General features: G+C 61.3%; 22 protein-coding genes. 18 read left to right on the top strand and 4 right to left on the bottom strand.

The window, feature by feature from the left end:
• The first annotated feature begins 436 nt into the window (after positions 1-436).
• From AC0L3B_RS17435 to AC0L3B_RS17375, 13 genes are all read left to right on the top strand, one after another.
• On the top strand, positions 437-1,090 hold the full coding sequence (locus tag AC0L3B_RS17435) for a cytochrome c3 family protein (RefSeq protein WP_368507753.1): 654 nt from the start codon (positions 437-439) through the stop codon (positions 1,088-1,090).
• A complete protein-coding gene (locus AC0L3B_RS17430) occupies positions 1,078-3,933 on the top strand; it encodes a 4Fe-4S dicluster domain-containing protein (protein ID WP_473380787.1) in 2,856 nt (951 codons plus the stop codon). The genes AC0L3B_RS17435 and AC0L3B_RS17430 overlap by 13 nt, the downstream gene beginning before the upstream one ends.
• Positions 3,930-5,297 carry an NrfD/PsrC family molybdoenzyme membrane anchor subunit gene (nrfD, locus tag AC0L3B_RS17425; RefSeq protein ID WP_368507751.1) on the top strand — a complete coding sequence of 456 codons (1,368 nt, stop codon included), beginning with the start codon at positions 3,930-3,932 and terminating at the stop codon, positions 5,295-5,297. The genes AC0L3B_RS17430 and nrfD overlap by 4 nt, the downstream gene beginning before the upstream one ends.
• A complete protein-coding gene (locus AC0L3B_RS17420) occupies positions 5,294-5,821 on the top strand; it encodes a DUF3341 domain-containing protein (protein ID WP_473380786.1) in 528 nt (175 codons plus the stop codon). The genes nrfD and AC0L3B_RS17420 overlap by 4 nt, the downstream gene beginning before the upstream one ends.
• Positions 5,818-6,345: a c-type cytochrome gene (locus AC0L3B_RS17415; RefSeq protein WP_368507749.1), complete on the top strand. Its 528-nt coding sequence runs from the start codon at positions 5,818-5,820 to the stop codon at positions 6,343-6,345. Before AC0L3B_RS17420 ends, AC0L3B_RS17415 begins: the two co-directional genes overlap by 4 nt.
• Entirely contained in the window at positions 6,342-7,403 is a 1,062-nt protein-coding gene (locus AC0L3B_RS17410) for a hypothetical protein (RefSeq protein WP_368507748.1), read from the top strand. The genes AC0L3B_RS17415 and AC0L3B_RS17410 overlap by 4 nt, the downstream gene beginning before the upstream one ends.
• The gene (locus AC0L3B_RS17405) at positions 7,393-7,800 is read left to right on the top strand and encodes a hypothetical protein (protein ID WP_368507747.1); all 408 of its coding nucleotides are present in this window, start codon (positions 7,393-7,395) and stop codon (positions 7,798-7,800) included. The genes AC0L3B_RS17410 and AC0L3B_RS17405 overlap by 11 nt, the downstream gene beginning before the upstream one ends.
• Complete coding sequence (locus AC0L3B_RS17400; protein WP_456653505.1) at positions 7,797-8,567, top strand: thioredoxin domain-containing protein; 771 nt, start codon at positions 7,797-7,799, stop codon at positions 8,565-8,567. The genes AC0L3B_RS17405 and AC0L3B_RS17400 overlap by 4 nt, the downstream gene beginning before the upstream one ends.
• On the top strand, positions 8,564-9,505 hold the full coding sequence (coxB, locus tag AC0L3B_RS17395; RefSeq protein WP_368507745.1) for a cytochrome c oxidase subunit II: 942 nt from the start codon (positions 8,564-8,566) through the stop codon (positions 9,503-9,505). Before AC0L3B_RS17400 ends, coxB begins: the two co-directional genes overlap by 4 nt.
• Positions 9,498-11,171 carry a cytochrome c oxidase subunit I gene (locus AC0L3B_RS17390; RefSeq protein ID WP_456653504.1) on the top strand — a complete coding sequence of 558 codons (1,674 nt, stop codon included), beginning with the start codon at positions 9,498-9,500 and terminating at the stop codon, positions 11,169-11,171. Before coxB ends, AC0L3B_RS17390 begins: the two co-directional genes overlap by 8 nt.
• Positions 11,168-11,812, top strand: coding sequence for a cytochrome c oxidase subunit 3 (locus tag AC0L3B_RS17385; protein ID WP_368507743.1), 645 nt, complete (start codon positions 11,168-11,170; stop codon positions 11,810-11,812). Before AC0L3B_RS17390 ends, AC0L3B_RS17385 begins: the two co-directional genes overlap by 4 nt.
• On the top strand, positions 11,809-12,117 hold the full coding sequence (locus AC0L3B_RS17380; protein ID WP_368507742.1) for a cytochrome C oxidase subunit IV family protein: 309 nt from the start codon (positions 11,809-11,811) through the stop codon (positions 12,115-12,117). Before AC0L3B_RS17385 ends, AC0L3B_RS17380 begins: the two co-directional genes overlap by 4 nt.
• Positions 12,118-12,219: 102 nt before the next feature.
• Entirely contained in the window at positions 12,220-12,444 is a 225-nt protein-coding gene (locus tag AC0L3B_RS17375) for a DUF6894 family protein (RefSeq protein ID WP_204512664.1), read from the top strand.
• A 289-nt stretch (positions 12,445-12,733) separates the two neighbouring features.
• Here the strand turns inward: AC0L3B_RS17375 and AC0L3B_RS17370 are convergent, their stop codons facing one another.
• Entirely contained in the window at positions 12,734-13,327 is a 594-nt protein-coding gene (locus AC0L3B_RS17370) for a Crp/Fnr family transcriptional regulator (protein WP_368507741.1), read from the bottom strand.
• 682 nt (positions 13,328-14,009) lie between these two features.
• On the opposite strand from AC0L3B_RS17370, the gene AC0L3B_RS17365 reads away from it, so the two are divergent.
• On the top strand, positions 14,010-14,240 hold the full coding sequence (locus tag AC0L3B_RS17365; RefSeq protein WP_204512666.1) for a hypothetical protein: 231 nt from the start codon (positions 14,010-14,012) through the stop codon (positions 14,238-14,240).
• A gap of 268 nt (positions 14,241-14,508) precedes the next feature.
• Here the strand turns inward: AC0L3B_RS17365 and AC0L3B_RS17360 are convergent, their stop codons facing one another.
• On the bottom strand, positions 14,509-14,760 hold the full coding sequence (locus tag AC0L3B_RS17360; RefSeq protein ID WP_210350923.1) for a DUF6894 family protein: 252 nt from the start codon (positions 14,758-14,760) through the stop codon (positions 14,509-14,511).
• Positions 14,761-15,002: 242 nt separating this feature from the next.
• Here AC0L3B_RS17360 and AC0L3B_RS17355 point away from each other — a divergent pair, with 242 nt between their 5' ends.
• Positions 15,003-15,440, top strand: coding sequence for an RNA polymerase sigma factor region1.1 domain-containing protein (locus AC0L3B_RS17355; protein ID WP_456653503.1), 438 nt, complete (start codon positions 15,003-15,005; stop codon positions 15,438-15,440).
• A 399-nt stretch (positions 15,441-15,839) separates the two neighbouring features.
• Entirely contained in the window at positions 15,840-16,265 is a 426-nt protein-coding gene (locus AC0L3B_RS17350) for a ZIP family metal transporter (protein ID WP_473380785.1), read from the top strand.
• 1,619 nt (positions 16,266-17,884) lie between these two features.
• On the opposite strand, the gene AC0L3B_RS17345 is transcribed toward AC0L3B_RS17350, so the two are convergent.
• Positions 17,885-20,110 carry a GMC oxidoreductase gene (locus AC0L3B_RS17345; RefSeq protein WP_473380784.1) on the bottom strand — a complete coding sequence of 742 codons (2,226 nt, stop codon included), beginning with the start codon at positions 20,108-20,110 and terminating at the stop codon, positions 17,885-17,887.
• Positions 20,111-20,643: 533 nt separating this feature from the next.
• Between AC0L3B_RS17345 and AC0L3B_RS17340 the strand changes: the two genes are divergently transcribed.
• Positions 20,644-20,865, top strand: a complete 222-nt coding sequence (locus tag AC0L3B_RS17340) for a hypothetical protein (RefSeq protein WP_368507426.1) — start codon at positions 20,644-20,646, stop codon at positions 20,863-20,865.
• 53 nt (positions 20,866-20,918) lie between these two features.
• On the top strand, positions 20,919-21,299 hold the full coding sequence (locus AC0L3B_RS17335; protein WP_473380783.1) for a hypothetical protein: 381 nt from the start codon (positions 20,919-20,921) through the stop codon (positions 21,297-21,299).
• A 795-nt stretch (positions 21,300-22,094) separates the two neighbouring features.
• On the opposite strand, the gene AC0L3B_RS17330 is transcribed toward AC0L3B_RS17335, so the two are convergent.
• Positions 22,095-22,535, bottom strand: a complete 441-nt coding sequence (locus AC0L3B_RS17330; RefSeq protein WP_247398534.1) for a hypothetical protein — start codon at positions 22,533-22,535, stop codon at positions 22,095-22,097.
• Positions 22,536-22,608 lie beyond the last annotated feature (73 nt).

Raw genomic sequence — 22,608 nt, 5'->3', positions numbered from 1 at the left:
GCACCCAGTTGCGAAGGGGTGGCAATAGCTAGGAAAGCCGTTCGCCCGCGATCTTGTTGATGTGCTCGGGATGTGTCATCGGAAGCAGCCGGGCAAGTTTCCGAATGGGCCGCGCCCGCGAACTCCGTTTGTACGCTACCGCGCAAAGATTCTGAGCGCCTCGCATTCCCCGGAGGCACAGAGCTGCGGTCAAATCGTTGAGCAGTCGCTTCGGCCGCAGGCCGCCGCAGGCTGAAGCGCGTTCGGGGGCTTCATGCTGGAAGATGGATCCATCACACCTTTTCTTCGGCCACCTTGCGTACCGACAGTAAGCGCGCTCACGAACGCTCACGGCGACGTAAGCAGGCCGAGCGCAGAGTTCGGCACCAGCAGCCCTAAACCGAGATTGACCAATGAACGGGATTGGCGATGAGAAGCCGCCGACAGAGCCAGGTGCATGCAGATTTTCCGCCCAGGCGCTGACACGATCGCGAAGGTGCTCCTGGCCTCGTGCGGCGCCGCCCCGATCCTTTTGGTCGGGTTAGCCTACGGTATCATGAGCTCGCCTTACGCGACTGGACAAGATGTGACGCGCAACCAGCCGATTCCGTTCAGCCATCAGCATCACGTCGGCGGCTTGGGGCTTGATTGCCGCTACTGTCACACCTCGGTCGAAAAGGCGCGCTTCGCCGGGCTGCCACCGACCGAGACGTGCATGACCTGCCACTCCCAGCTTTGGACAAACGCAGGCATGCTCGCCCCGGTGCGTGCGAGCCTGGCGAAGGATGAGCCAATCGCCTGGCAGCGGGTGAACAAACTCCCCGACTACGTCTACTTCGACCATTCAATACATGTCGCGAAAGGGGTTGGATGCACAAGCTGCCACGGCGCGGTCGATCAGATGCCACTGATGCGCCAAGCGGCGCCCCTGACCATGCAATGGTGCATCGATTGCCACCGAGCGCCCGAGAAAGCACTGCGCCCGCGCGAGGCGGTGTTCGACACCGGATGGTCACCAGCAAAGAATCAGGAACAGCTCGGCCGCGAGCTAATGGCGAAGTACCACATTCGTGTTGATCATCTGACGGATTGCTCGGTATGTCACAGGTAGATGAGTTGCCCGTCAAACGGGTCTCACGCGTAGCCCGCCCCGAGCTGGACCGCCGGCAGGCATTGAGCTTCCTCGCAGCTGGCGTCGCGTCGGGACTGGCCGCTTGTAGCCGTCCGGACGAACAGATAATTCCTTACGTGAGAATGCCGGACCGCCTTGTGCCGGGCGAGCCCTTGAAATTTGCGACCACTCTGGCGCTCTCGGGCTACGGGCGTGGAGTGCTCGTTAGTTCCGTCGACGGGCGCCCGATCAAGGTCGAAGGCAACCCTAAGCATCCTGCGAGCCTCGGTGCGAGCGACGTGTTCATGGAGGCCGCCGTTTTGTCCCTCTACGATCCGGACCGCTCGCGGACAACGCTTCACGAAGGGGCCGTCGCTCCGGCTGAGGCATTCCGCGCAGCTGTGCTTGGCCAGAACCGACTGCTCAAGCAACGCAGTGGCGAGGGGCTACGACTTGTCACAGGTCGGGTGAGTTCGCCCACCCTGCTACGACAGATCGACGATCTGCTAGGGCAATTTCCGAAAGCCGCGTGGCATGCCTATGATCCCGCCGACGATGGCAGTGCCCGCGCCGGCGCAATGTTGGCCTACGGACGAGACATCGAGACAGTGCCACACCTCGCGCGCGCGCGCGTGGTAATCGCGCTTGGTGCCGACCCGCTGGGCCATGGTCCGGATCAACTCCGAAGCGCAAGGGGATTTGCCGAGCGCCGTCAGCCGCAGAACGAGGGCTTCTCGCGTTTTTACTGCCTTGAGGCGGCCCCGACGCTAACCGGGGCGAAAGCTGATCATCGGCTCGCCCTCCGGCCGGCGATCATCGGCGAAGTGGCGCTCGCGATTGCCAAGTCGCTTGGCGCAGCTGTCCGGGACGCCGCGGTGCCCGATCATTTGAAAGAACTCGTGCGGAAAATTAGCGCCGATCTGAACTCCAGTCCCGGCAGCGCCATCGTTCTCGCGGGCCGAACGCTTTCCGCCGAAGCCCACGCGGTCGTGCACTGGATCAACGCTCGCCTCAATGCGCCAGTGGACCTCATTGATCCAGTGGGCCGCACACCTGCCGGGCGCCAGCCCCAAGCGCTCGATGAACTGGTTCGCGATCTGAAAGGGGGCGGCGTCGATCAGCTCGTCACGCTCGGCGTCAACCCTGTGTACGACGCTCCTGCCGATCTCAATTTCTCCGACGCTTCCAGAAAAGCGCCGTTTCGACTGCACGCCGGCTGCTATGCGGACGAGACCGCAGAGCTTTCAAACTGGCACGTTCCCCTGAGCCATCCACTCGAGGCCTGGTCTGATCTGCGTAGCATCGACGGGACAGCCAGTCTGGTTCAGCCGCTGATCCGACCGCTCTATCGCAGCCATACGGAGCACGAATACATTGCGCTTCTCACGAACGGCGATATGGCCTCGCCGCGCGATCTCGTTCGACGGACTTGGCAGGCGCAGGCCGGAGCTGACTTCGAGACCTGGTGGACACGCGCGCTTCACGATGGTGTCATCGCCGGCAGTGCGGCGGACCCGTTGCGACCTGCAGAGCCCAAACTACCGCAGATGCCGGAACCTCGTGCCGCGTCCGAATTCCAGGTGGTGCTGCAGCCCGATCCAAGTATCTGGGATGGTTCGTTCGCAAACAACGCCTGGCTGCAAGAATGTCCGAAGCCCCTGACAAAACAGGTCTGGGGCAACGCTCTCGCGCTCAACCCTGAAGATGCTCGGCAGCTCGGTGTCTCCGTCGGCGAGGTCATCTCGATCCGATCAGGCGGGGCCACCATCGAGGCCCCCGTGCTTGTAGAGCCGAGTGCTGCCCTGGGTGTCGGTTGTCTGACGCTCGGCTATGGCCGCCATCGCGCCGGCGCTATCGGAAATGGCATCGGATGCGATGCAACTCGGCTTCGGACCACAAAAAACCCATGGACCATCGCGGAAGCCGTCATCACAAGGACCGGCCGAAATCAAGAACCGCTCACAACCCAGAATATCGTCCGCGCTTCGGACTATGTTTCCGAGCTCTACCCGGTGCGCAAAGTCGCCGTTGCTGCAAGGACGCTCTCTGCTCCGGAAGCGGAGCGCCCCCCCAGTTTGCTGCCGGAAGCACCGCCTCGCAGCGGCGATGGAAACGCTTGGGCCATGGTCATCGACACCTCGGTGTGCATCGGCTGCAATGCATGCGTCGTCGCGTGTCAAGCCGAGAACAATGTGCCCGTGGTCGGCCCGGAAGAGGTCGCTCGTGGGCGAGACATGCACTGGTTGCGGGTGGACGCCTACGATCATGGAACAGCGACCAATCCGGCGCTCGGTTTCCAGCCGGTCCCGTGCATGCATTGCGAGCACGCCCCGTGTGAGCCTGTGTGCCCTGTCGCTGCTTCGGTTCACGATAGCGAAGGGCTCAACGCACAGGTCTACAACAGGTGCATCGGCACGCGGTTCTGCGAGGCCAATTGCCCCTACAAGGTACGTCGGTTCAATTTTCGGGGGTACGCCGACGGCCAGGAGTACGCCAACCTCGGCTTCGAATCCTATCTCGCTCAAAAGAATCCGGAGGTCACGGTGCGCGCTCGTGGCGTCATGGAGAAGTGTACTTACTGCGTCCAGCGGATCAGTTCGGCACGACGAGCGGCAGAGCGCGATGATCGGACAATCGGCACCGACGAAGTCCGCACCGCGTGCCAGAACGCATGTCCCACCGGGGCGATCGTATTTGGCGATCTCAATCAGGATGGATCCAGCGTCAATGGGCGCAAGTCTGATCCTCGACACTACGCCCTGCTTGGGCATTTGGACACGCGTCCCCGCACGACCTACCTCGCCGACGTTCGCAATCCTCCAACCGAGGGGGACGGCAAATGAGCGATGTCCTCGAACCGAATGCGGCCGCGCCGGCGCCTTGGGTTTCTGCGTACCGGGCCAGCGACGTCGAGATCACGCAAGCTGTGACGGCGCCTCTGTTCGCAAGCCCGGGAAAGTTCTGGTGGATTGCTCTCCTGGTCAGCGCGCCCTTCGTCGCGTGGCTTCTGGCAGCAATCGTCTGGGTGTTTTACGAGGGCATCGGTGTCTGGGGGGTCAATTCCACTGTCGTGTGGGGCGTTGCGATTGCCGACTACGTGTGGTGGATCGGCATCGGCAATGCAGGCACGCTGATCTCGGCAATGCTGTTGCTGACGCGGCAGCGATGGCGCGCCTCGATCAACCGGTTCGCAGAGGCCATGACGCTGTTCGCGGTCGCCATTGCGGGGCTCATGCCTATCGTGCATCTCGGACGACCGATCTACGCCTACTGGTTGGCGCCCTACCCCAACACGATGTCGCTGTGGCCGCAGTGGCGGAGCGCGCTCGTTTGGGATTTTTGGGCGATCATCAGTTATTTGCTGTTCTCGATCCTATTCTGGTACGTCAGCCTCATTCCGGACCTCGCAACCATGCGCGATCGGACGAGGTCGCGCACGGGTCAGCTGCTCTACGGGGCCTTTGCACTCGGGTGGAGCGGCTCGCTGCGGCACTGGCGTGCCCTGAGGATCCTTCATACGACGATGGCAGCACTCGGGGTACCGCTGGTTTGCTCGGTGCATTCCATCGTCGGGCTGGATTTCGCCGCAAGCCTGATGCCGGGCTGGCAGGAGAGCATTTTTCCGCCGTACTTCGTCGTGGGCGCGATGTACTCCGGGTTCGCCATGGTCGTTGTGCTTGCCTTGGCGATCCGCTGGGGGTTCGGACTTCAAGCCATCATAACGCGCAAGCACTTCGACGTCATCGGTCGTGTCTTGCTGATGTCCTCGATCGTGATGGGCTATTCCTACGCAACGGAATGGTTCATGGGCTGGTACGGGGGCGCCCGCAGCGACCGCAGTCTCGTCGCTTTTGAGTTTACCGGGACTTATGCACCGCTGTTCTGGGCGCTGCTGACCTGCAATGTCGTCCTGCCCCAGGCGCTCTGGTTTCCTCGCGTGCGAAGGTCCCTTGCCGCCCTATTTGCGATTGCGATCGCAATCAACATCGGGATGTGGCTTGAGCGCATTTTGATCGTCTGGAATACACTCTCTCATGGATACATGCCGAGCCTTTGGCGGGTGTTTCACTTCACCATCTGGGACTTGGCGTTCGTCATTGCACCGCTGGGCTTCTTTGCGTTTTTGTTCCTCATCTTCGTGCGGCTGATCCCTGCGGTTTCGATGTTCGACATGCGCGAGCTCGCGCACCGGGAGAACGTGGCATGAGTGGGCCTCTCCTGGCAGAATTTCCGGATGCCGCTACTCTGATTAGCGCCGCTCGGAGCCTGAAAGTCCGTTCCGATTGTGGCCTTCTCGATGCTTTCGCCCCCTTCCCCGTCGAGGATCTCGAGCAGCTGATCCCCGCCCGGCGCTCCGCTACTCCGGTCACGATGCTTTTGGCCGGGTTCTCCACGGCAGTGTTCGCCTTCGCCCTGCAGTGGTACAGCGCCGTCGTCGACTATCCCATCAACAGCGGCGGGCGCCCATTGAACTCGTGGCCGGTTTTTCTCCTCGTACCCTTTGAAGTCGGGATCTTCGCAGCTGCCCTCGCCGGATTCATCGCTCTGCTGTGGTCAACGGGGTTGCCGAAGCTCCACAATCCATTGTTCGACATCCCCGGCTTCGAACGGGCTTCGCAGGACCACTACTTCCTGCTCGCGCGCGGAGAGAGCGACGAGACCACGCTCGAGCTCCGCCACCTGCTTCGGACGGCCGGCGCAACGAGAGTCACGGAAGTGCGTGCGCCATGATCGGTCGCCTGGCAATCCCGCTGACGCTGGCACTGCTGCTTTCCGGCTGCAACGACATTTCGATGACACAGCAGCGGCGATATGGAACCTTTTCGCGCGCGGCTCTGTTCGAAAATCGGACCGAAGCACAGCCACTGCCGGAGGGCGCCGTGGCGCAGGGAGACATCGAACGTCAAAGGCAAGCGCAGCAGCGCCCGCCGATCGACGCGAGGCTGCTCGCGCGTGGCCGCGAGCGCTACGACATCTATTGTTCACCGTGCCACGGGCTGTCCGGAACGGGCAACGGAATGATCGTGCAGCGCGGGTTTCCGGCGCCGCCATCCTACCACGATAGCAGACTTCGGGCCGCGCCCGCCGAGCACTTTTTCCACGTGATCACCAATGGCTACGGGGTGATGTACTCGTACGCCGCCCGGGTTGATCCAAACGACCGGTGGGCGATCGTGGCCTACATAAGGGCACTTCAGGAATCTCAGGGCGCGAAGGTAGCGGATGCTCCCGAGCTACGAAGCAGGTTGCCATGAACTCAGATGCGACAATCGTTAGCTTCCATAATCTGCGCCGGCTTCCAGCCGTCTCGGGAATTCTGCTGCTGAGTGTCGCTCTGATCGTCGCAGCCGGATACAGGACACCGGTCCTCTCTCAGGGATGGCTGCTCGCGTTCGCCATCTGGAGTTGCGTGCCGATCGGCAGCATGATTTTGTTGCTGATACATTCACTAACCGGCGGCCAATGGGGCACCGCAACGGCCGCAATGTTGAGACCGTCCGCCGCGCTGTGCGCGGCGGTGGCCATCGCCTTCCTTCCAATGCTGACGACTTCCGGCCAACTCTACCCATGGGCACTGGACGGTTCGCACATCGCCCATGACGTTGGACGCTGGTACCTGAACTGGGCTTCCTATGCCTTGCGCGCCGCTGTTGCACTCGGCGGATGGTGCGTCCTCGGGATCACGTTTGCATTGGCCAAAGGTGGCCGTCTGCTCGCGGCGCTGGGACTTGCCTTCTACGGCGCTACCATCAGCCTAGTTGCGGTGGACTGGTTTCTTTCTGTCGAGCCGCACTACGTCGCGACTGCCTTTCCGGCGATGATTGCGATTCAACAGCTCGCGGCGACGCTGGCCTTTGTTGCGCTCCTGACCGCACCCACCCTCGATGAGTCTGCGGCATCCGATGTGGGTGCGCTGCTGCTCGCGGTCTTGCTTGGGGTCGTCTACCTGGAATTCATGACCTATGTTGTCGCTTGGTACGGCGATCTGCCCGACAAGGCCGCATGGTACCTGAAGCGAAGCTCTCCGGGTTGGGCAGCGACGATAGTCATTGCGTTTGCCTTGGGCGCAGCTTTGCCGTTCTGCATCTTGATCGTAGGCAAGTGTCGGCGGAGCCGTTACGGCCTACAATCGGCCGGCATATTGGTGCTGCTCGGCTCCGTTCTCCACTTCTGCTGGCTGATCGTTCCTGCCTTTGATCAGCAAGACGCAGTGCTCACCTGTGGCATGGGTGCGCTGGTCGCCTTGGGCATGAGTTCTTTTCTGATTGGAGCTGCCCTCAGTCCCGCTTTGGAGGCTCAGCATGCCGAATGAAGAGATGGACCGCCGGGCGCTGCCGCAATCTCCCGACGTTGCCACGCGCAAAATCCTCATTGCCGTCGGCGGCTACCTCGGTTTCGTCGGCCTGGCCATGGTGGCAATCTTTTTTTACGTTAAGGCAGATGCACCCGCCGCCTTCAAGCTGCCTATCGAACGACAATTCCCGCAGCCCGGCCTCCAAACTGCCCCGGACCAGGACCTCGCCAATGCATTGCAGAGCGAACGAAGTGCTCTGTCTCGGTACAGCTGGATCGACCGAGGCAGAGGTGTCGCAAGAATACCCATTGAGAAGGCCGTCGAGATCGTCATTGCCAGAGGCGACCGCGGTTACGATCCTCTGGACAAGTCAAACGCCCCGGAGGTCGAGAACATCAAGGGAGCGCAGCAATGAGAGTGCTTGCGCTAACGGTACTCATGGCCGTCTGGTCCTCGAGCGCCTTGTCGGCTTTGACGGAACAGCAGCTCAAAGATGTTGCACTGGCGCCACCTGAAGGAGCCAGGGCGCCGGCGACACTTGAGTTTCGGGACATGGATGGCAATGAAACGACCCTTGGCCACGCAATCGACGGCAGGCCGACCTTGCTGCTGCCGGCGGACTTCACGTGTACCCAAATCTGCGGCCCGGCGCTCACTATCGTTGCAAGCGCGCTACAGCAGACGGGATTGTTGGCCGGGCGCGACTACAGCCTCGTGGTGTTCGGGATCGATGCAGGGGATGATGCCGCCGCGGCTCGCAGATTCGCCGGCGGACAAGTCGGCGGCCCCGGGGTATCGGTTCTAGTCGGTAGCCAGGCAAGCATTGACCATCTCACCACGGCCATCGGTTATCGCCTCCAAACCGATGGCCAAAATAGCGCGGTCGCTCACCCAGCGGCGTTCGTCACGCTCACGCCTGACGGTCACGTTTCCCGTGCGTTTTCCAGCCTGGGTTTGCAACCACTCGATCTCAAACTCGGGATCCTGGAAGCCGGGGGCAGTGTGGGCGGACTGAGGAGCCGTATCGCCCTCCTCTGCTACGGATTTGATCCGGTTCACGGCATCTACACCCGGCGGGTCGACTCCGCCCTGAAGCTCGGCTGCGCATTGACCGTCGCACTTCTTGGGTTGGCGATAGTCATCATGTGCCGTCGGTCGCGACGCACCGGGGTGATGACATGACCACCGTTTTTACCCTGCCGGAGGCAAGCACGCACGCCGCTCGCGTCGATGGGATATTTGCGATTCTGGTGGTCGTGTCGGCGCTCACGCTTGCCCTCGTGTTCGGCTTGCTCGTCACGTTCGCCATCCGTTATCGCCGGGGCTCCAACGCCAAGCGCGGCCGGTTGCCAGAGATCGTGAACCGCGAATTCGAGGTGAGCTGGACGGCCGCGACCGGGTTCCTGTTCGTATTTCTGTTCTGGTGGGCCGCCTCGGCCGATGTGGGCGCGCTCACCGCTCCGACGAACGCGCTTGAGGTGCACGTGCTCGCCAAACAATGGATGTGGAAAACACAGCACTCGAACGGTGCTCGTGAAATCGACGAGCTCCATGTTCCGCTCGGACAGCCGGTTCGGCTGGTCATGACGTCCCAGGACGTCATTCACTCGTTCTTCGTGCCCGCGTTTCGCATCAAGCAGGACGTGCTGCCGGGGCGCAACACGGAGACCTGGTTCAAGGCGACCAAGCTTGGAGTTTTCCCGCTGCTGTGCGCCGAGTATTGCGGCACGGACCATTCAGCGATGCGCGGCCGGATCACGGTCATGGGTGAGGACGACTACGCTCGGTGGTTGAGCAGACAACCCGAAGGCGACGACCTCGCTCACCTCGGCGCCAAACTCTTCGTATCTCAAGGCTGCTCCGGGTGCCACGCAGCTTCTTCCAGCGTGCATGCCCCCAAGCTCAACGGCCTTTACGGCCGGACCGTTCAGTTGTCGGACGGTCGGCAACTGAAAGCAGACGATGCCTATCTCCGGGATTCGATCCTCCAGCCAAAGCGCGACATCGTCGCGGGGTTCGAACCACTCATGCCGAGCTTTGCGGGGCTGCTCGACGACGGGGAGGTACAAAGTCTGACCGCCTACATTCGCTCTCTCGGACAGGAGCAAGATCATGAGTGACGTGGTGCTCGCGGGCGAACTGCCGTTTCCGCCGCGTCCGGACTATCTGCGAGCGGGGAGCACGCTCGCATCTTGGCTCACCACCACCGATCACAAGCGCATCGCCATACTCTATGCGCTCACGATCACGGTCTTCTTCTTCATGGGCGGCGCAGCGATCACGGCGGTCCGCCTCGAGCTGTTCGTGCCGAACGGCTGGTTTCTGAGCTCCGATACCTACAATCGGCTGTTCTCGTTCCACGGCATCATCATGGTCTGGTTCTTCCTGGTGCCGTCGATCCCGAACACGTTCGGCAACTTCCTGATGCCGCTGATGATCGGAGCGCCCGATGTGGCCTTTCCGCGCCTCAACCTGTTCAGCTGGTACCTGACGCTGGTCGGCGGGGTGTTCGCGGTCTACACCCTGATAGCGGGAGGCGTCGATACTGGTTGGACCTTCTACACCCCGTTCTCGACGATGTTCTCCAACACGCACGTCCTCACGGCCGCTGCCGCCGTGTTCGTCGTGGGTTTCGCCAGCATCGCAACCGGGGTGAATTTCATCGCGACAACGCACATGTTGCGCGCGCCGGGAATGACCTGGTTCAGACTGCCGCTGTTCGTCTGGTCGATCTACGCCACCTCGATCGTCATGGTGCTCTCGACTCCCGTGCTCGCGATCTCGTTGATGCTGGTCGTCGCAGAGCGCTGGTTGGGGCTGCCGATCTTCGATCCGGCACGCGGCGGCGATCCCATTCTCTTCCAGCACCTGTTCTGGTTCTACTCGCATCCCGCGGTCTACATCATGGTCCTCCCGGCCATGGGAGTGGTTTCCGAGATCATTCCTTGCTTCGCCCGACGCCGCCTCTTCGGATACGACTTCATGGTCTATGCCATCATTGCCATCGCGGGGATCGGCTTCTTCGTTTGGGGACACCACATGTTCGTGTCCGGACAATCGCCCTATGCGAGCCTCATCTTCTCGTTCCTTTCCTTCGTCATCGCCGTACCTTCGGCAATCAAGGTCTTCAATTGGACCGCATCGCTCTACCGAGGACAGATCAGCTTCAACTCGCCAATGCTCTATGCCCTCGGGTTCGTTGGATTGTTCACGACCGGCGGGTTGTCGGGGCTGTTTTTGGCGTCGATCCCGGTCGACGTGCACGTAACCGACACCTACTTCGTCGTAGCGCATTTCCACTACATCATGGTCGGCGGTTCGGTGTCCGCCTTCTTCGGTGCGCTGCACTTCTGGTGGCCAAAGATCACGGGGAAAATGTACCCGGAGTCCTGGGCGCAGTTTGCCGCCATCACGATGTATTTCGGCTTCAACATGACTTTCCTGCCGCAATTTTTCGCCGGGTACCTCGGAATGCCGCGGCGCTATCACACCTACCCGGCAGAGTTTCAAGTCTACAACGTCATGTCATCCGCTGGCGCGGCCGTTTTGGCCGCCGCTTATCTGCTTCCGCTGATGTACCTGACCTGGTCCCTTCTTCACGGCAAACGCGCGCCGAACAATCCTTGGGGCGCTACCGGGCTGGAGTGGACGACGACGTCGCCGCCGCCGCCGAACAACTTCGATATCCAGCCGCTTGTGGATCGTGGCCCTTACCAGTATCACGCCGAACGCGAGTCGGCCGGGACCGATGCCCCCGAAGTTCAGAACGCCAGGTCGCTACGATGACCGACGCAACCGCACTGCTTCGAGAACCGTGGGAGCGCTTCGAGCGCCAGCAACGAGCGGGAAAGTTCGGGATCTGGATCTTTCTTGCAAGCGAGACCCTGTTCTTCGGAGCACTTATGCTCACCTATGCCGTCTGCCGGGTCGAGCACCCGGACGCATTTGCGGCAGCTGGTCGCGCCACAAACATCTGGTTCGGCACGATCAACACCGCCATCCTGCTTACGAGCAGTCTCACCATTGCGGTCGCCTCCCAAGCTGCGGCCCAGAGCGAACGCTCCCGCACTCTCGTCCTCACCTGCCTAGGCCTGACTGCGGCGCTCGGATTCGCGTTCATCGTCGTGAAGGGCTTCGAATACAAGGAGGATATCGACAAACATCTGGTCCCCGGAGCCGGCTTTGCACTGTCAGAGGCGGCTGCGCAGCTTTTCTATGGTCTGTATTGGCTGGTTACCGGGGTACATGCGATCCATCTCACGATCGGCATCGTGCTTGTCGTCAGGCTGATCGTGCTTGGAGCAACCAGGCGAATTCGCCTGCGCGAGAATCCCGAAATAGAAGTCACCGCGCTCTATTGGCATCTCGTCGATATCGTCTGGATCTTTCTGTATCCGCTCATTTATTTGCCAGGGAGAGCCTCATGACTGGAAATCGATCGCATCCAAGCAGTTCGTCAGCTCTGTGGGTCAAGAACGGGGTCATCTGGGTCGCACTTCTCGCTTTGCTCTTATTGAGCATGTTCCTGGCTTACATTCCTATGGGCCCTATCACCGTCGCGTCGGGAGTTATCGTTGCCGTCATCAAGTCGAGCTTGGTCGTGGTCTTTTTCATGGAGCTCATCCAAGCTCGCGCATTGGTCAGGCTTGCCGCCGTCTCCGGCTTGATCTTTCTCGCGGCCATGTTCTTGCTTACTTTTGCAGATGTGCTGACCAGGACAGGGAAGATCTAGCCCCACCAAACAAAGCCGGTGCTCCAGCGTACCATTCTGACGAACGGCTGGCCGCCGACCGCGTTTTATCTTGCCGAAGGCGAGCAGCGTTGATTCTCCGCCATGCAGCGCTATTTTTTCGATCAGTGCGAAGGGCTCAAGGTGAGATTGGATCGGGTGGGCATGGTACTCCCGAATGAGGATGCGGCCCGGAAGGAGGCCCTGTGTGAGCTGGCCGAGGCGTTCCGCGAGGCCGCCCTGACCGACACGGGGACCCGTCCCGCAATCCGCATCAGAAACGAGCAACGCGTTGTGGAAACGGTGACTAGCCTTCTCCAAAGGGGCTGAGCTTGACACCTGGGGGACGTCGTCTCCCCCGCTCTGGGGGTAGTCCGGCTCCATTCGCCGGCATGCGGAACTCCTCTGGTTGGACCGAAGCTAACGGCGACGAATGAATCGCCGTCGGAGGACCCAACCAACCAGAACCGGCCGATGCGGCTGGGCATTCAGCTTCCGGCAGGCGGTTCAGGTCTGTGAACGCCTTTGCTCCCGCTACAGCGCTCCTAGCCACCACCCGCCTAGATCACCAGCTTGAGGCTGGGCCAACACAAAGAAAGCTTGCGCCGTCGGGCATCAGCTAGGCCGGCGGACCGACGCTTGTGAGCTGACGGGCGTACTCGCGATGAATCATTTGGAAGCAAGCACATGAGATCTGCCGAAGAAGGTCAGGATTAGTGATCTCGATGTGCCCGCGATGAGTGCTGATCACGCCCTGATCCTCGAGGTCGCTCAGGCATTCAGTCACGCTTGCGCGCCTCACGCCAAGTAACCTGCTGAGGACATCGTGGGTGAGCGGCAGGTTGTGATCATCCAAGCTTTGGCAGGCCACCAGCAGCCAGCGAGCCAGTCGCTGCTTGAGCGAATGGACTGCATTGCATACCCCAGATTGGGACGTCTGCACCACAACCACCGCAAGGTACCGGTGAAGGACCTGACGGAACGTGGGAAGACGGTTGGCCAACTCCAGGAAGTCGGGTGCGGAGAGCCGCAATGCCGAACCGCCCACCTGCACGATCCGCCGGTGCGGTGGAGCGTGAGCTTGGCCTGTCAGGAGAAGAAGCGCACCGACAGCGCCTTCGCTGCCAATGAGCCAAGCCTCCACATAGTCGTTCTCACCGACCTTCGCACTCACGGATACCAGCCCGTCCGTAATAAAATAGACATGTTCCAACGAGGAACGCCAGTGATGAAGGATTTGGCGAGGCCGAAGCCGCACTTCTTCTGCCCTGGACTTGATTGATTGGAATTCCTCTTTTGGAAGCAACCTGAGTAGCCGATTCCGTGAAACCGGCGCCGTCGCCTCGCTCCCCGTTGCTATATCGTTCAAGGCCGGGCTCCAGCACAACCGGGGGACTTTCCGGGATATGATTCCTCACATCAAACCCGAGCGCAAGCGGCGAAATTCCGCGCCGAACGGACACCTGGCTGGTATCGCTCAGCTTCTTGCGATCGTCGCTCTCCGTAGCCGAGCCTTGTTTGCATGGCAGTATTTGCTCTCCTCTAGTGCACTACTTGGGACAGGAGCAGAGAGATAACTGACGGCAGGCGAGTTTCGCAAACCTTTGAGCGTCTCGGTCGATGCACAGCGGCTGCCGCTTGGAACGAAAGCTGCTACATCTCCCAACGACGGCGCCCTCGAACACCTCCCTGTATCCACTCTGCCAGACACGCCCGTGCAACATCCCATTGCTCCTGCGACACGTTGTATGCGCGGTGTCGTACCAAACTCGGACGAGCAGGCAGGACTTAGCTCCGCTTTCGGAAGTAACTTGTCGTCTAAACGAAGGGCAGCTGGCGGCGACCAGCCCTGCTGAATAGCGGACCGGGTTCACAGGGTCCAAAGCGAAGCCACGATGTTGATCGACACCCAAATGGCCAACCAGATGCAGGACGCAATAGATGAAACGTTTCGAACTCTGCCTGAGATCTATAAGACCGACGAAGTAAAGCTGGAGATCGCGCGCGCCGTTGCGTTCAGCACGTTTCCATACCAGGCGGCCGCACGACGGGCCATTATTCAGATGTTCGCGACGCTCGATCGCGCGGTGAGAAATCGCAGGAAGCTGGCTAACCATCGAAACTAGTTCGACGGTCATAGCCGACACGACCAGAGTGCCGGTCGAGGGTACAACATGTAGCGCGCGAACTGTGGTTCCGGCGAAGTATCGCTCGGTATTGTAGATCCCAAGCGCCCTATCGAGAGGTGCCTTGATGCGACCCGCTGAACTAGCACACGCACGGGCTATTTTGGACGTGATCAGGCGAGCTCCAAAGAGGCGCGCTGCTTTTGTTGCCGCGGCGCCGCAATGCGCGCAGCGCACCGCGCAATTCAGGACACCGCGCAATTCAGGATCAGCTCAGGCGTGCAGTGTCGATGCTGATCTCAAACAGCGGGCCACGAGGGCCGCGCACGGAAAGGCGCCACTGCTGCCCAGGGTCCAGATTGCTTTCGAGCGTCTTCAGGGTCCGCAGCGCCTCGCGCCACGCTGCGTTATCGTCCGGCAGCTCTTCTCCATCGCGGTCGCTGAAGGATCTGTGATTGTGGATGTGGAAGAAGTATCGCGGCACTACGATGATCCTCGTCGGCGCATCGGCAGATATCATAGCTACAGATCCTGCTCCCGCAGAGGTTCAATGGCTCGATTTTCGGTACGCTTGCGCACAAAGCCGTGGGGCTCCCTCTGCTATTCGTGCCGCCCACGTCAATGGGCGCCATGGGCGGTGAAAATTTGTTACTCACGGGTACGATGGCTCGTGGAGCGCACGAGTTCTAACGAACGACTGGCGCCCCGCGGCGTTGTAGGTGCAACACCCACTTCCGCTCCCTCCTGTGCGAAAGTACCCGCATGAACGCGCGCACAACAAACGGCTCTCAATCGCGAAATGGCTCGCTCTGGAATCTTGCGGCCCTAGGCCAACTCCGAGGCGCGCTTACTGTTGACGACATTCGCAAGTCGCTTCCGATCGATCGGATGAGCGATGAAGACGTCGCGGCAACAATGGCCTATCTTGAAGAAAAAGGCATTGAGGTCCTAGTGGACCCGAAATTGCTCGTTGGGTCCCCCAGGCCCTCCCCCGAAGCACGTCGCCATCAACCAACCGTGGGATTAACCAAGACGGACCCGCTGCGCACTGATGGCGCGAATTGGCTCGCGAGCCGTCCGCCGGAGCAGCCGGCTTGGCATGGATCTTCCGGGCACTCCAGCTTACCGACGGCAGCTGTTGTGTTGGCAGGTGCGGTGGTTTGCATGTTATTCGCCATCCTGCTCTGGGTGTTGCGGTGAGCACTGGCTGCAGACTTTCGTCGCAGGTTCTGTGCTCTGCCGTACGGACGTCGGTCCGCAATGGAGTGGGCGTGTGATGCCCGTATGGTTGAGCGCTGGCCTGTGGGGGGTACTGGGAGCTTCGTCGCTGGTGGCAGGAGCAGCTGTGGCTTACCTTGCGACACTGCCAAGATGGCTTGTCGCCGGAATAATGTCGTTTGGATGCGGCGTCCTGATTTCAGCGGTGGCGTACGATCTGCTCGAAGATGGCTATGAGGAAGGCGGACTATTGCCGATCCTTGCCGGTGCCCTCATCGGCTCACTGGCATATGCGCTCGCCGATCACATCGTTTCGAAACGGGCGGGCATCACCGGAAGCAGTCGGGCGATCAACAGCAGCAAGCCGGAACGGGGGCCGGTATGGCGATCGCGGTTGGCTCGCTCCTGGACGGAATACCCGAAAGCGTCGTTCTCGGCCTCACGCTTTTGAGTGGAAAAGGCGTAAGCATCGCCATGCTCGCCGCGATCTTCCTCTCAAACTTTCCGGAGGGGCTCTCGAGCGCGGTCGGAATGCGCAAGGCGGGCCGCAGCGCGAAGTACATTTTCGGGCTGTGGATCACGATCGCCGTATTGTCCGGTCTGAGTTCGCTCTGCGGAGCAGCGTTTTTGGCCGGGGCCTCGCCAAAGCTGACTGCGACGGTGAACGCGATAGCGGCCGGCGCGCTCCTCACTATGGTCGTGAATACCATGATCCCAGAGGCCTTCGAGGTTGAGCAGAAGATTACCGGAGTGCTTGTGGTGGTCGGGCTTTTAGTTGCATTTGTTTTGTCAAACGCAAGTGGATGATGCCGGGCTTACCGGATTCTCGTGTGGCATCCGCCCCCGCGCCGGCGGTGAAGCCGGTCCGGGGTCGCGGGATCGAGCCGTGGATCCCGCTCGCGCGAGAGCATCTCACCCTCGACCGGAGAAGGGGCGGCGCGAGCCGGTCCGTCGCGGCGGCGCCGGAGGTCTTGCGACCTCGCGCGCCGTCCGACCGCGCCCGCGGCGCGCCCCCCGACGTCCTGCATGGACCACTGATAATCCGGCCGATAGCCTGCTCCACGACGACCACACATGCTTCCGCGCGATCCTTGCAGGTCGCGGGAGGGTGACGCGGTCGCCGGAGGCGAGAACCACCAAGATGGTCTCGCCGGAAGCCGGCAGTCGTTCGGAAAGGGCGATCGCCCGACGGGCGCCACCCGAGCGTGCCTGAAACCCTCTGAGACCCCAGTTTTCTCCGACGAGAGAGGCCTTTGGCACGGGGCGCGGCACCGCCTCCTTCAACCATCAGAGGGGCCGCTCCCCGAGAGACCTAGGCAGGGCAGAACCAAGACTACTTTTCCTAGGGGAAAAGACGCACCGAACGCCCGTTGACGCTGGCGGCCCCACCTGTGTGCTGGCGGCCATACGGCGAAGGCCGCAGCGTGATGTGAAATCGCTGCGGCCCGCGCCTGGTCAATGAAGCCGGGTGAAAAAGATCAAGTGAAGTATGCAGCCAGCCCCGGTACCGAAATTCTGACTTAGCCGGAGCTCGTTTGCAAATACAATTTCGGCGGAACCGAACTCCACTTTACGTGCATTTAGTTCCGACAGGGAACAGGGGTCTCGGGTCTTTAGTGTCGCGGTGCGACCCCTTCCGTCCGCCTGATCCAGGTAGCGAAACCTCGGCAGGAGTGTGCTTGCTGCGACGCTGCGCGTAGGTGGAGCGCAAGGAGAGTTGCAAAGAAGATCGTCCGGAGCGTGCCGCGGGTACAGCTACGGTACACTCGCGCTGACACGCTTCGCCTACTTTATGTAGGAAGCGCCGTGCCTCATGGGCCCATTGGCGGCGGCGCCGACTTGGCCGCGCGTTTGGGATTACGTGCGGACCTCTAGGCACCGGGGTCAGATGAGCTGTCGCGAACGCCGGCGACACCCGGGATCGCGTCCAGCCGGTTTTGCTTGTCACGCTTGCCAGGAGATGATGCGGTCGATTGAACTCCCGCATTTGGGTTTCTGAAACAGCGGAACCATCACCGGCGCTCTGGTGTCCAGGTCTAGACCGCCAGAGCCGACCGATCGAAGCGCCGCAGCCAGGCGCCATCTTCTTCGCACCGCGAACCTGAGACCCCTCTTCTGGAGCAATCTAACCTGACGTCCTCACACATCCGGGGTGCGACGCCCTGAGTTCGCCGCTAAGTGGGCCATCCGCAACGGCAGAGCCGGAACGCTGCTATTCGTCGATAGACGCTCGTCGGGGAGCCCGCGGCTCCTTCTGGAGCGCGCCTCGGGGAGTGCCTCGAGAGAGCACGCCTTTGTTCTCGTAGCGCGATGGAATGTTCGATGGCTTTGTGTGCGCGCTCCAGAAGTTTCCGCGTCTCCTCACTAACCGGCCGGTTCATAGAGTGCTCTCGGTCTGTGCAGCGGGAGCACAATAAAGCTCTTGGCTATGGGAAGCTCGGCCCCTTGAAGGAGTAGACCGCACCCGTCCTGTGGATGGGCGCATTGTCCGGCCGGGCCAGTTCGTCGATCTGAATCTCGAAGCCGAAGTTGACGCCGACATAGGCCGTGTTGTCGTAGCCCTCGTTCCGGGGGTCCGGGAAGCCGATGAAGACGCCCGAATTGTCGTCCGGCGCCGTCATCATCCATTGCAGCCGCAAAACATAGCGAGGCGGCGTCCGGCGCTTCAGCCAGAGCAGCCCCAGATCGGTCCCCGTTCGTGCCTCGAGAACCCCGCGCCGGACCCGGAACGAGCCAGGGTCGTCCCGGCCGGGCTGGTTGCTGATCGTCGACATTGTCCAGTCCCCCAGAGAGGTGCCATCGAACAGCGTCTCGAAACCCGCCTCGGCCACGAAGGCTGGAGGCGTCATGATCATGTCGCCGGTGCGGCGCGATAGCGCTATCCCGGTCAGCATCGGGTTGGGCGAACCGATGCTCGGGAATAGCGCCGGGCCGGCCGCATACAGGTTTTCGGTGTGATGGAAGCGTCCGTCGCCGTCCGTGACGCTCGCGGTCGGATCGGTGCCCATCCAGAGTGTCCCGGCTTCATGATGGGTCGTCCCGAGCCCGTCCTGGTTGCTCTGGAGCACCTGCATGGGCTGACCGTTGGCGAAGACGGCGGCGACCTTTTGCATCGCCGCATCCATGACGGCCCAGAGATCCTGATCGCGCTGCGTCGGTGTCAGCGCAACCGATGCACGACGAACGCCGTATTCGTCTGTCCGCGAGCTCAGATCGACGCGGCCTGGATGAGCGGCGGGATTGGCCGGATCGGCGGGCTCCATCTCTCCGAGCCCTCTGATTGCAATTGCGACGTGCGTGTCGGTCGAGGTCTTCAGCTGATCGAAAAAGTCGACGTCGGGCACCTTGCGGTAGAGCTCGTCCTCGGCGCCGCTGGTGTTGCCGCCGCCGCTCGCGGAGATCTGAAGGTGGAAGTGGCCGATCAGATCACCATTCGGGCGCGTTGCCCGTCCCTTCACGAACAGGGCCGCAGTCTGCAGCTCGTTCACCGCCGGCGAAAGCCCGGAAATCGCCGACCGCGGCACGCGGATGACAAGGTTCGAGCGAAGGTGCGCAATCAGATTCTTGCCGATGAGAGACAGGGTCGGAAGTCCGGTGGCATCGAACGATGCAAGAGCCAGACGCGCGTTCTCGATCGTGCCGAGCGCGATGACAACGGCACCATCGGGTGCCAGATCTATCGGACCTCGACTGGTGTCGATGCCTGAGATGCGCCAGGTCCCTGCCGCGGTGGGGACGCTGCGCAGCGTCAGCACATGCGTGTCGGGCAGCACCATGAATTCCTTGACCGAATCATTGCCGTTGGAGTCGCTCGCCGCAGTCCGAGCCGCCTTCATCAGCAGCGGAACGACGCTGAACTTGTTCAGCGGGAAGAACCCCGCGTGTGGCGGGCGCGCCTGCACAGCCAGCGGCGCTTCCAGCTTCAGCAGGTTTAGGAGGTCGTTTTGCGAAAGTCCGCCGCTCGACGACAGGCCAAGCAACTGTGCGGGGTCGGCGGCCGACTTCAGCAGCGGAGATGGCGGGAGCGCGTCGAGCGCGAACGCTCCGGGCACGCTCGACAAACTGTCGAAGAGCCGGCGACGCAGCGCATTCTGCAATTCGCCGAAAATGAAGTCGTTCGCCTCGTCGACACCGATCTGGCGAGAACTCTCATCGAAATAGCGGCTGTTCAGATCGACTACGGTGTTTGCGGGCCAACCCAACATCTCCTCGTCCAGCAGACGAGGCGACCAACCGCCCCAATAGAGCGATCTGCCCCCGAGCGTGTACGCTAGTCCTTTGAAGGGAATAGTCGACTTCCATGGAATTCCCCAGACCTCGTTGCGTGGGGGCTCCGGCTGCGGCAGGCTTTCGTTCAAAAGGAACGGATTAGCCGGATCGGCAAACCCTTGGATCCCCGTGTTCTGAACATGCTCAGGGACGGTGAACATCCCGGCATCGACGACCAGCGTCCTCAATCCGCCACCCGTTTGTTTCTGGCGGAACCACAAATGCTCAGCCATCGCAGAACCGAATGTCCCGCCTCCCACGATGATGAAATCGAACGGACGCCCGCCTGCGGATTTCCAGGCATCAACTTCCGCGAGATTGTTGCAGAGATAGCGGCCTTGAATGTCTTTGGTGAACGAGGTCGTTTCCGTAGTGATTGGCATTGCCCGTCTCCTGGTGCAATCCTCGGACTCGCCTGAGTGTTAAGACACGGCTTCCTTCAACCTTAAATGAGCTAATTCACAGATTGCTCTTCTTTCACTGCCGAGGCCCGGTGCGACGACGGCCTCTTACGCCGCCAAGTTCCAAATCCTCGTACAAGAGCTCGGAACCTGTTGAGTCAGAAACGCTGAAGCTCCGCCGAACTTCGCGCAAGCTGCTGGATACCGTCCACGCCCCCAGCCCTGCTCCGCTACTACGTCGCGAGCCACCGAACTGGTTGCGGCATTCGGCTTTGCCATCTCGATCACCTTGAAGGATGCGGACCAACTTTCGACCAATGGCCATATCCGGTGACGCTGTGGCGGGCTGATGCTGTTCGCCGAAGTCCAAAAAGCTGCGCCCCGGCTTGCGGGCCATCTGCGTACAACCATACCGAAGCCTAGGTTGCGAGGCGCGAAAACTAGTAGCTTTGGTGCGATCGAGGAACTGCGGAGCTTCAACAATATTCTGTCATGATCAACAAGGAGGGATCCGCATGCCGATCCAGACCGTGATGGACAGTACCGGCGACAGCCGTCACTTCTTCGACTCGGACGATGCACGAGAATTAGCCAAGGCGGAGCAGCGGTTCCGCGAGCTGACGAACGTCGGCTTCACCGCTGCGGTCCGGACCGGTTCAGGTCAGGTGTCGCAGATCCGATCGTTCGACCCCACGGCGGAAGAAACTCTTTTCTTCCCCCGGCTGGTCGGCGGCTGAATTGCTGAACCGTGTGGCTGTTCAGGCCGTCGCGGCCGGATGAACGCTCACGGATGAGGGCTGCAAAGGCGCTGTTCATTAGACACGGCGCCGAGAGCACTCCGGAAGGACGCGCGCTGCTGCTGCTGCGGCATTACCTCTCGCCTGTCCAACGGCGGCAATTCGCGCAGACGGGTTATTTCGAGGTAATCGGTGGCGACACGGGCAACCGCTACAGAATCTATGCGGGAGCGGCTGCGAATGTCTGCGAGGTCGGCGAAAACGGCCGTCCAAGGATCGGCTTGTGTTTCCTGCCCGTTGGCGACCTTCCGATTGGAGACGTCATGCTGGCCCAGAAGATCGCGCTCGAAACGTGCGAGGGCAGCGCGCTCGCAGTAGCCCGAAAGTTCACTCCCAGCGGTTTCTTGTTCAGCCGGTCCCGCCCGCTTCGGTAGCGGCGGCGTTGCGTCCCGCGTCGGTGGCGTCGCGTGTTGCCGATCGCCGCTGGCAAACCGCAGCGGTAGGCCTGGAGCGATAGGTAGAGTGGAAGTCGTCCCACTCAGGGGCCGACAGCCGCCTTGACCCAAGCCGGACATTCGATGCCAAACACTGGCGTTCCGCACATCTCTGCCAGGAGGTGGTTGCAACAAACATATCTCAGATCCGCATCGAGGATGGCCAAGCTCACCGGCGCGAGGTGAAATACCTCTGGCTCAGTCGCGGCCTTGTTGTTGGTGACCTGGTGTGCTGCATGAACCCCATGGCCCTACCGCGACGTCACAGAGGCCCCAAAGATACAATGTAGGCACACACTGCTCCAGAACCTCACGCATCGCGAGAAGTCCCTTACAGAGGGGCGCGGGAACTACCTCGGGGGCCGAGAAGGCAGCATTCGAAGGATGACCGATCGGCTGCCGGTTCAAGGCCGAGCAGATGACCTCGATCGCGGTAGTCTAGTGCTCCAATCGGCACGCAGGCGACGATCCGGCGCTCGGAGAAGGAGCTGTCGAGCTCGGCTCGAATTGGATGCGCGTTCCACAACTGATCACGAAGGGAGCTGCGAGATCAGCGGTTCTCATGGAAGCATCTACATTGACCCCCTTAGAGCCGCGAGGCACGGCCACTCCAGCGGAGCCAAGGCTGGGGTGAGAACGGGATGCGTAACATCCTCAAGGGACCTCGCAACTGACCAGGACGCAACCCGACACCGGAGCGGCGACCGTTACGTGAGAACAGCGCGTCCGTTCAACTCACTCGCGGTAACGACAAAATTCGTCGCCGTTTTCATATTCAAAGCAGATTTTGACGCGGCGCCGCGGCCGATCCTCATCGCGGAATCGCGAGCGACGGTCCATATCTTCATCATCGCGCTGCGTCCGCCAATTGCCGCCCGTGGTGCGATGGTCCATATCTTCCATCATACGTCCCATATGCTGCTGACGCATGCGGTCCATACCCGTGCGATCCTCATCGCGCTGTGTTGTCCAGTCACGCTTAACGCGGGTATCTTCAGCGGCCTTACGCTCCCTCTCGCGCGCCTGATCGGACTGCTGCGGCGTACGGTCCGGCTGAACAGGAGTCGTCTGGGTCTCGTTCGAGCCGGGTGCAGTCTCGGGTTGTTGAGCAAGGGCGAAGCCGGAGACTAGGAAAGAGGAGAGGAACAGAACGGTCGCTGAAGCTGACTTACGCATGTCATATCCTCGTGGCAATTCTCCTCAACCGAGCGAGCGACGGATTGTTTCTGCTAAGGCCGCACCTTTTTTA

Source organism: Bradyrhizobium sp. Kon56, assembly GCF_055807635.1.
The sequence above is the reverse complement of the archived record's forward strand: the minus strand, read 5'-3'. Positions and strand labels throughout refer to the sequence as shown.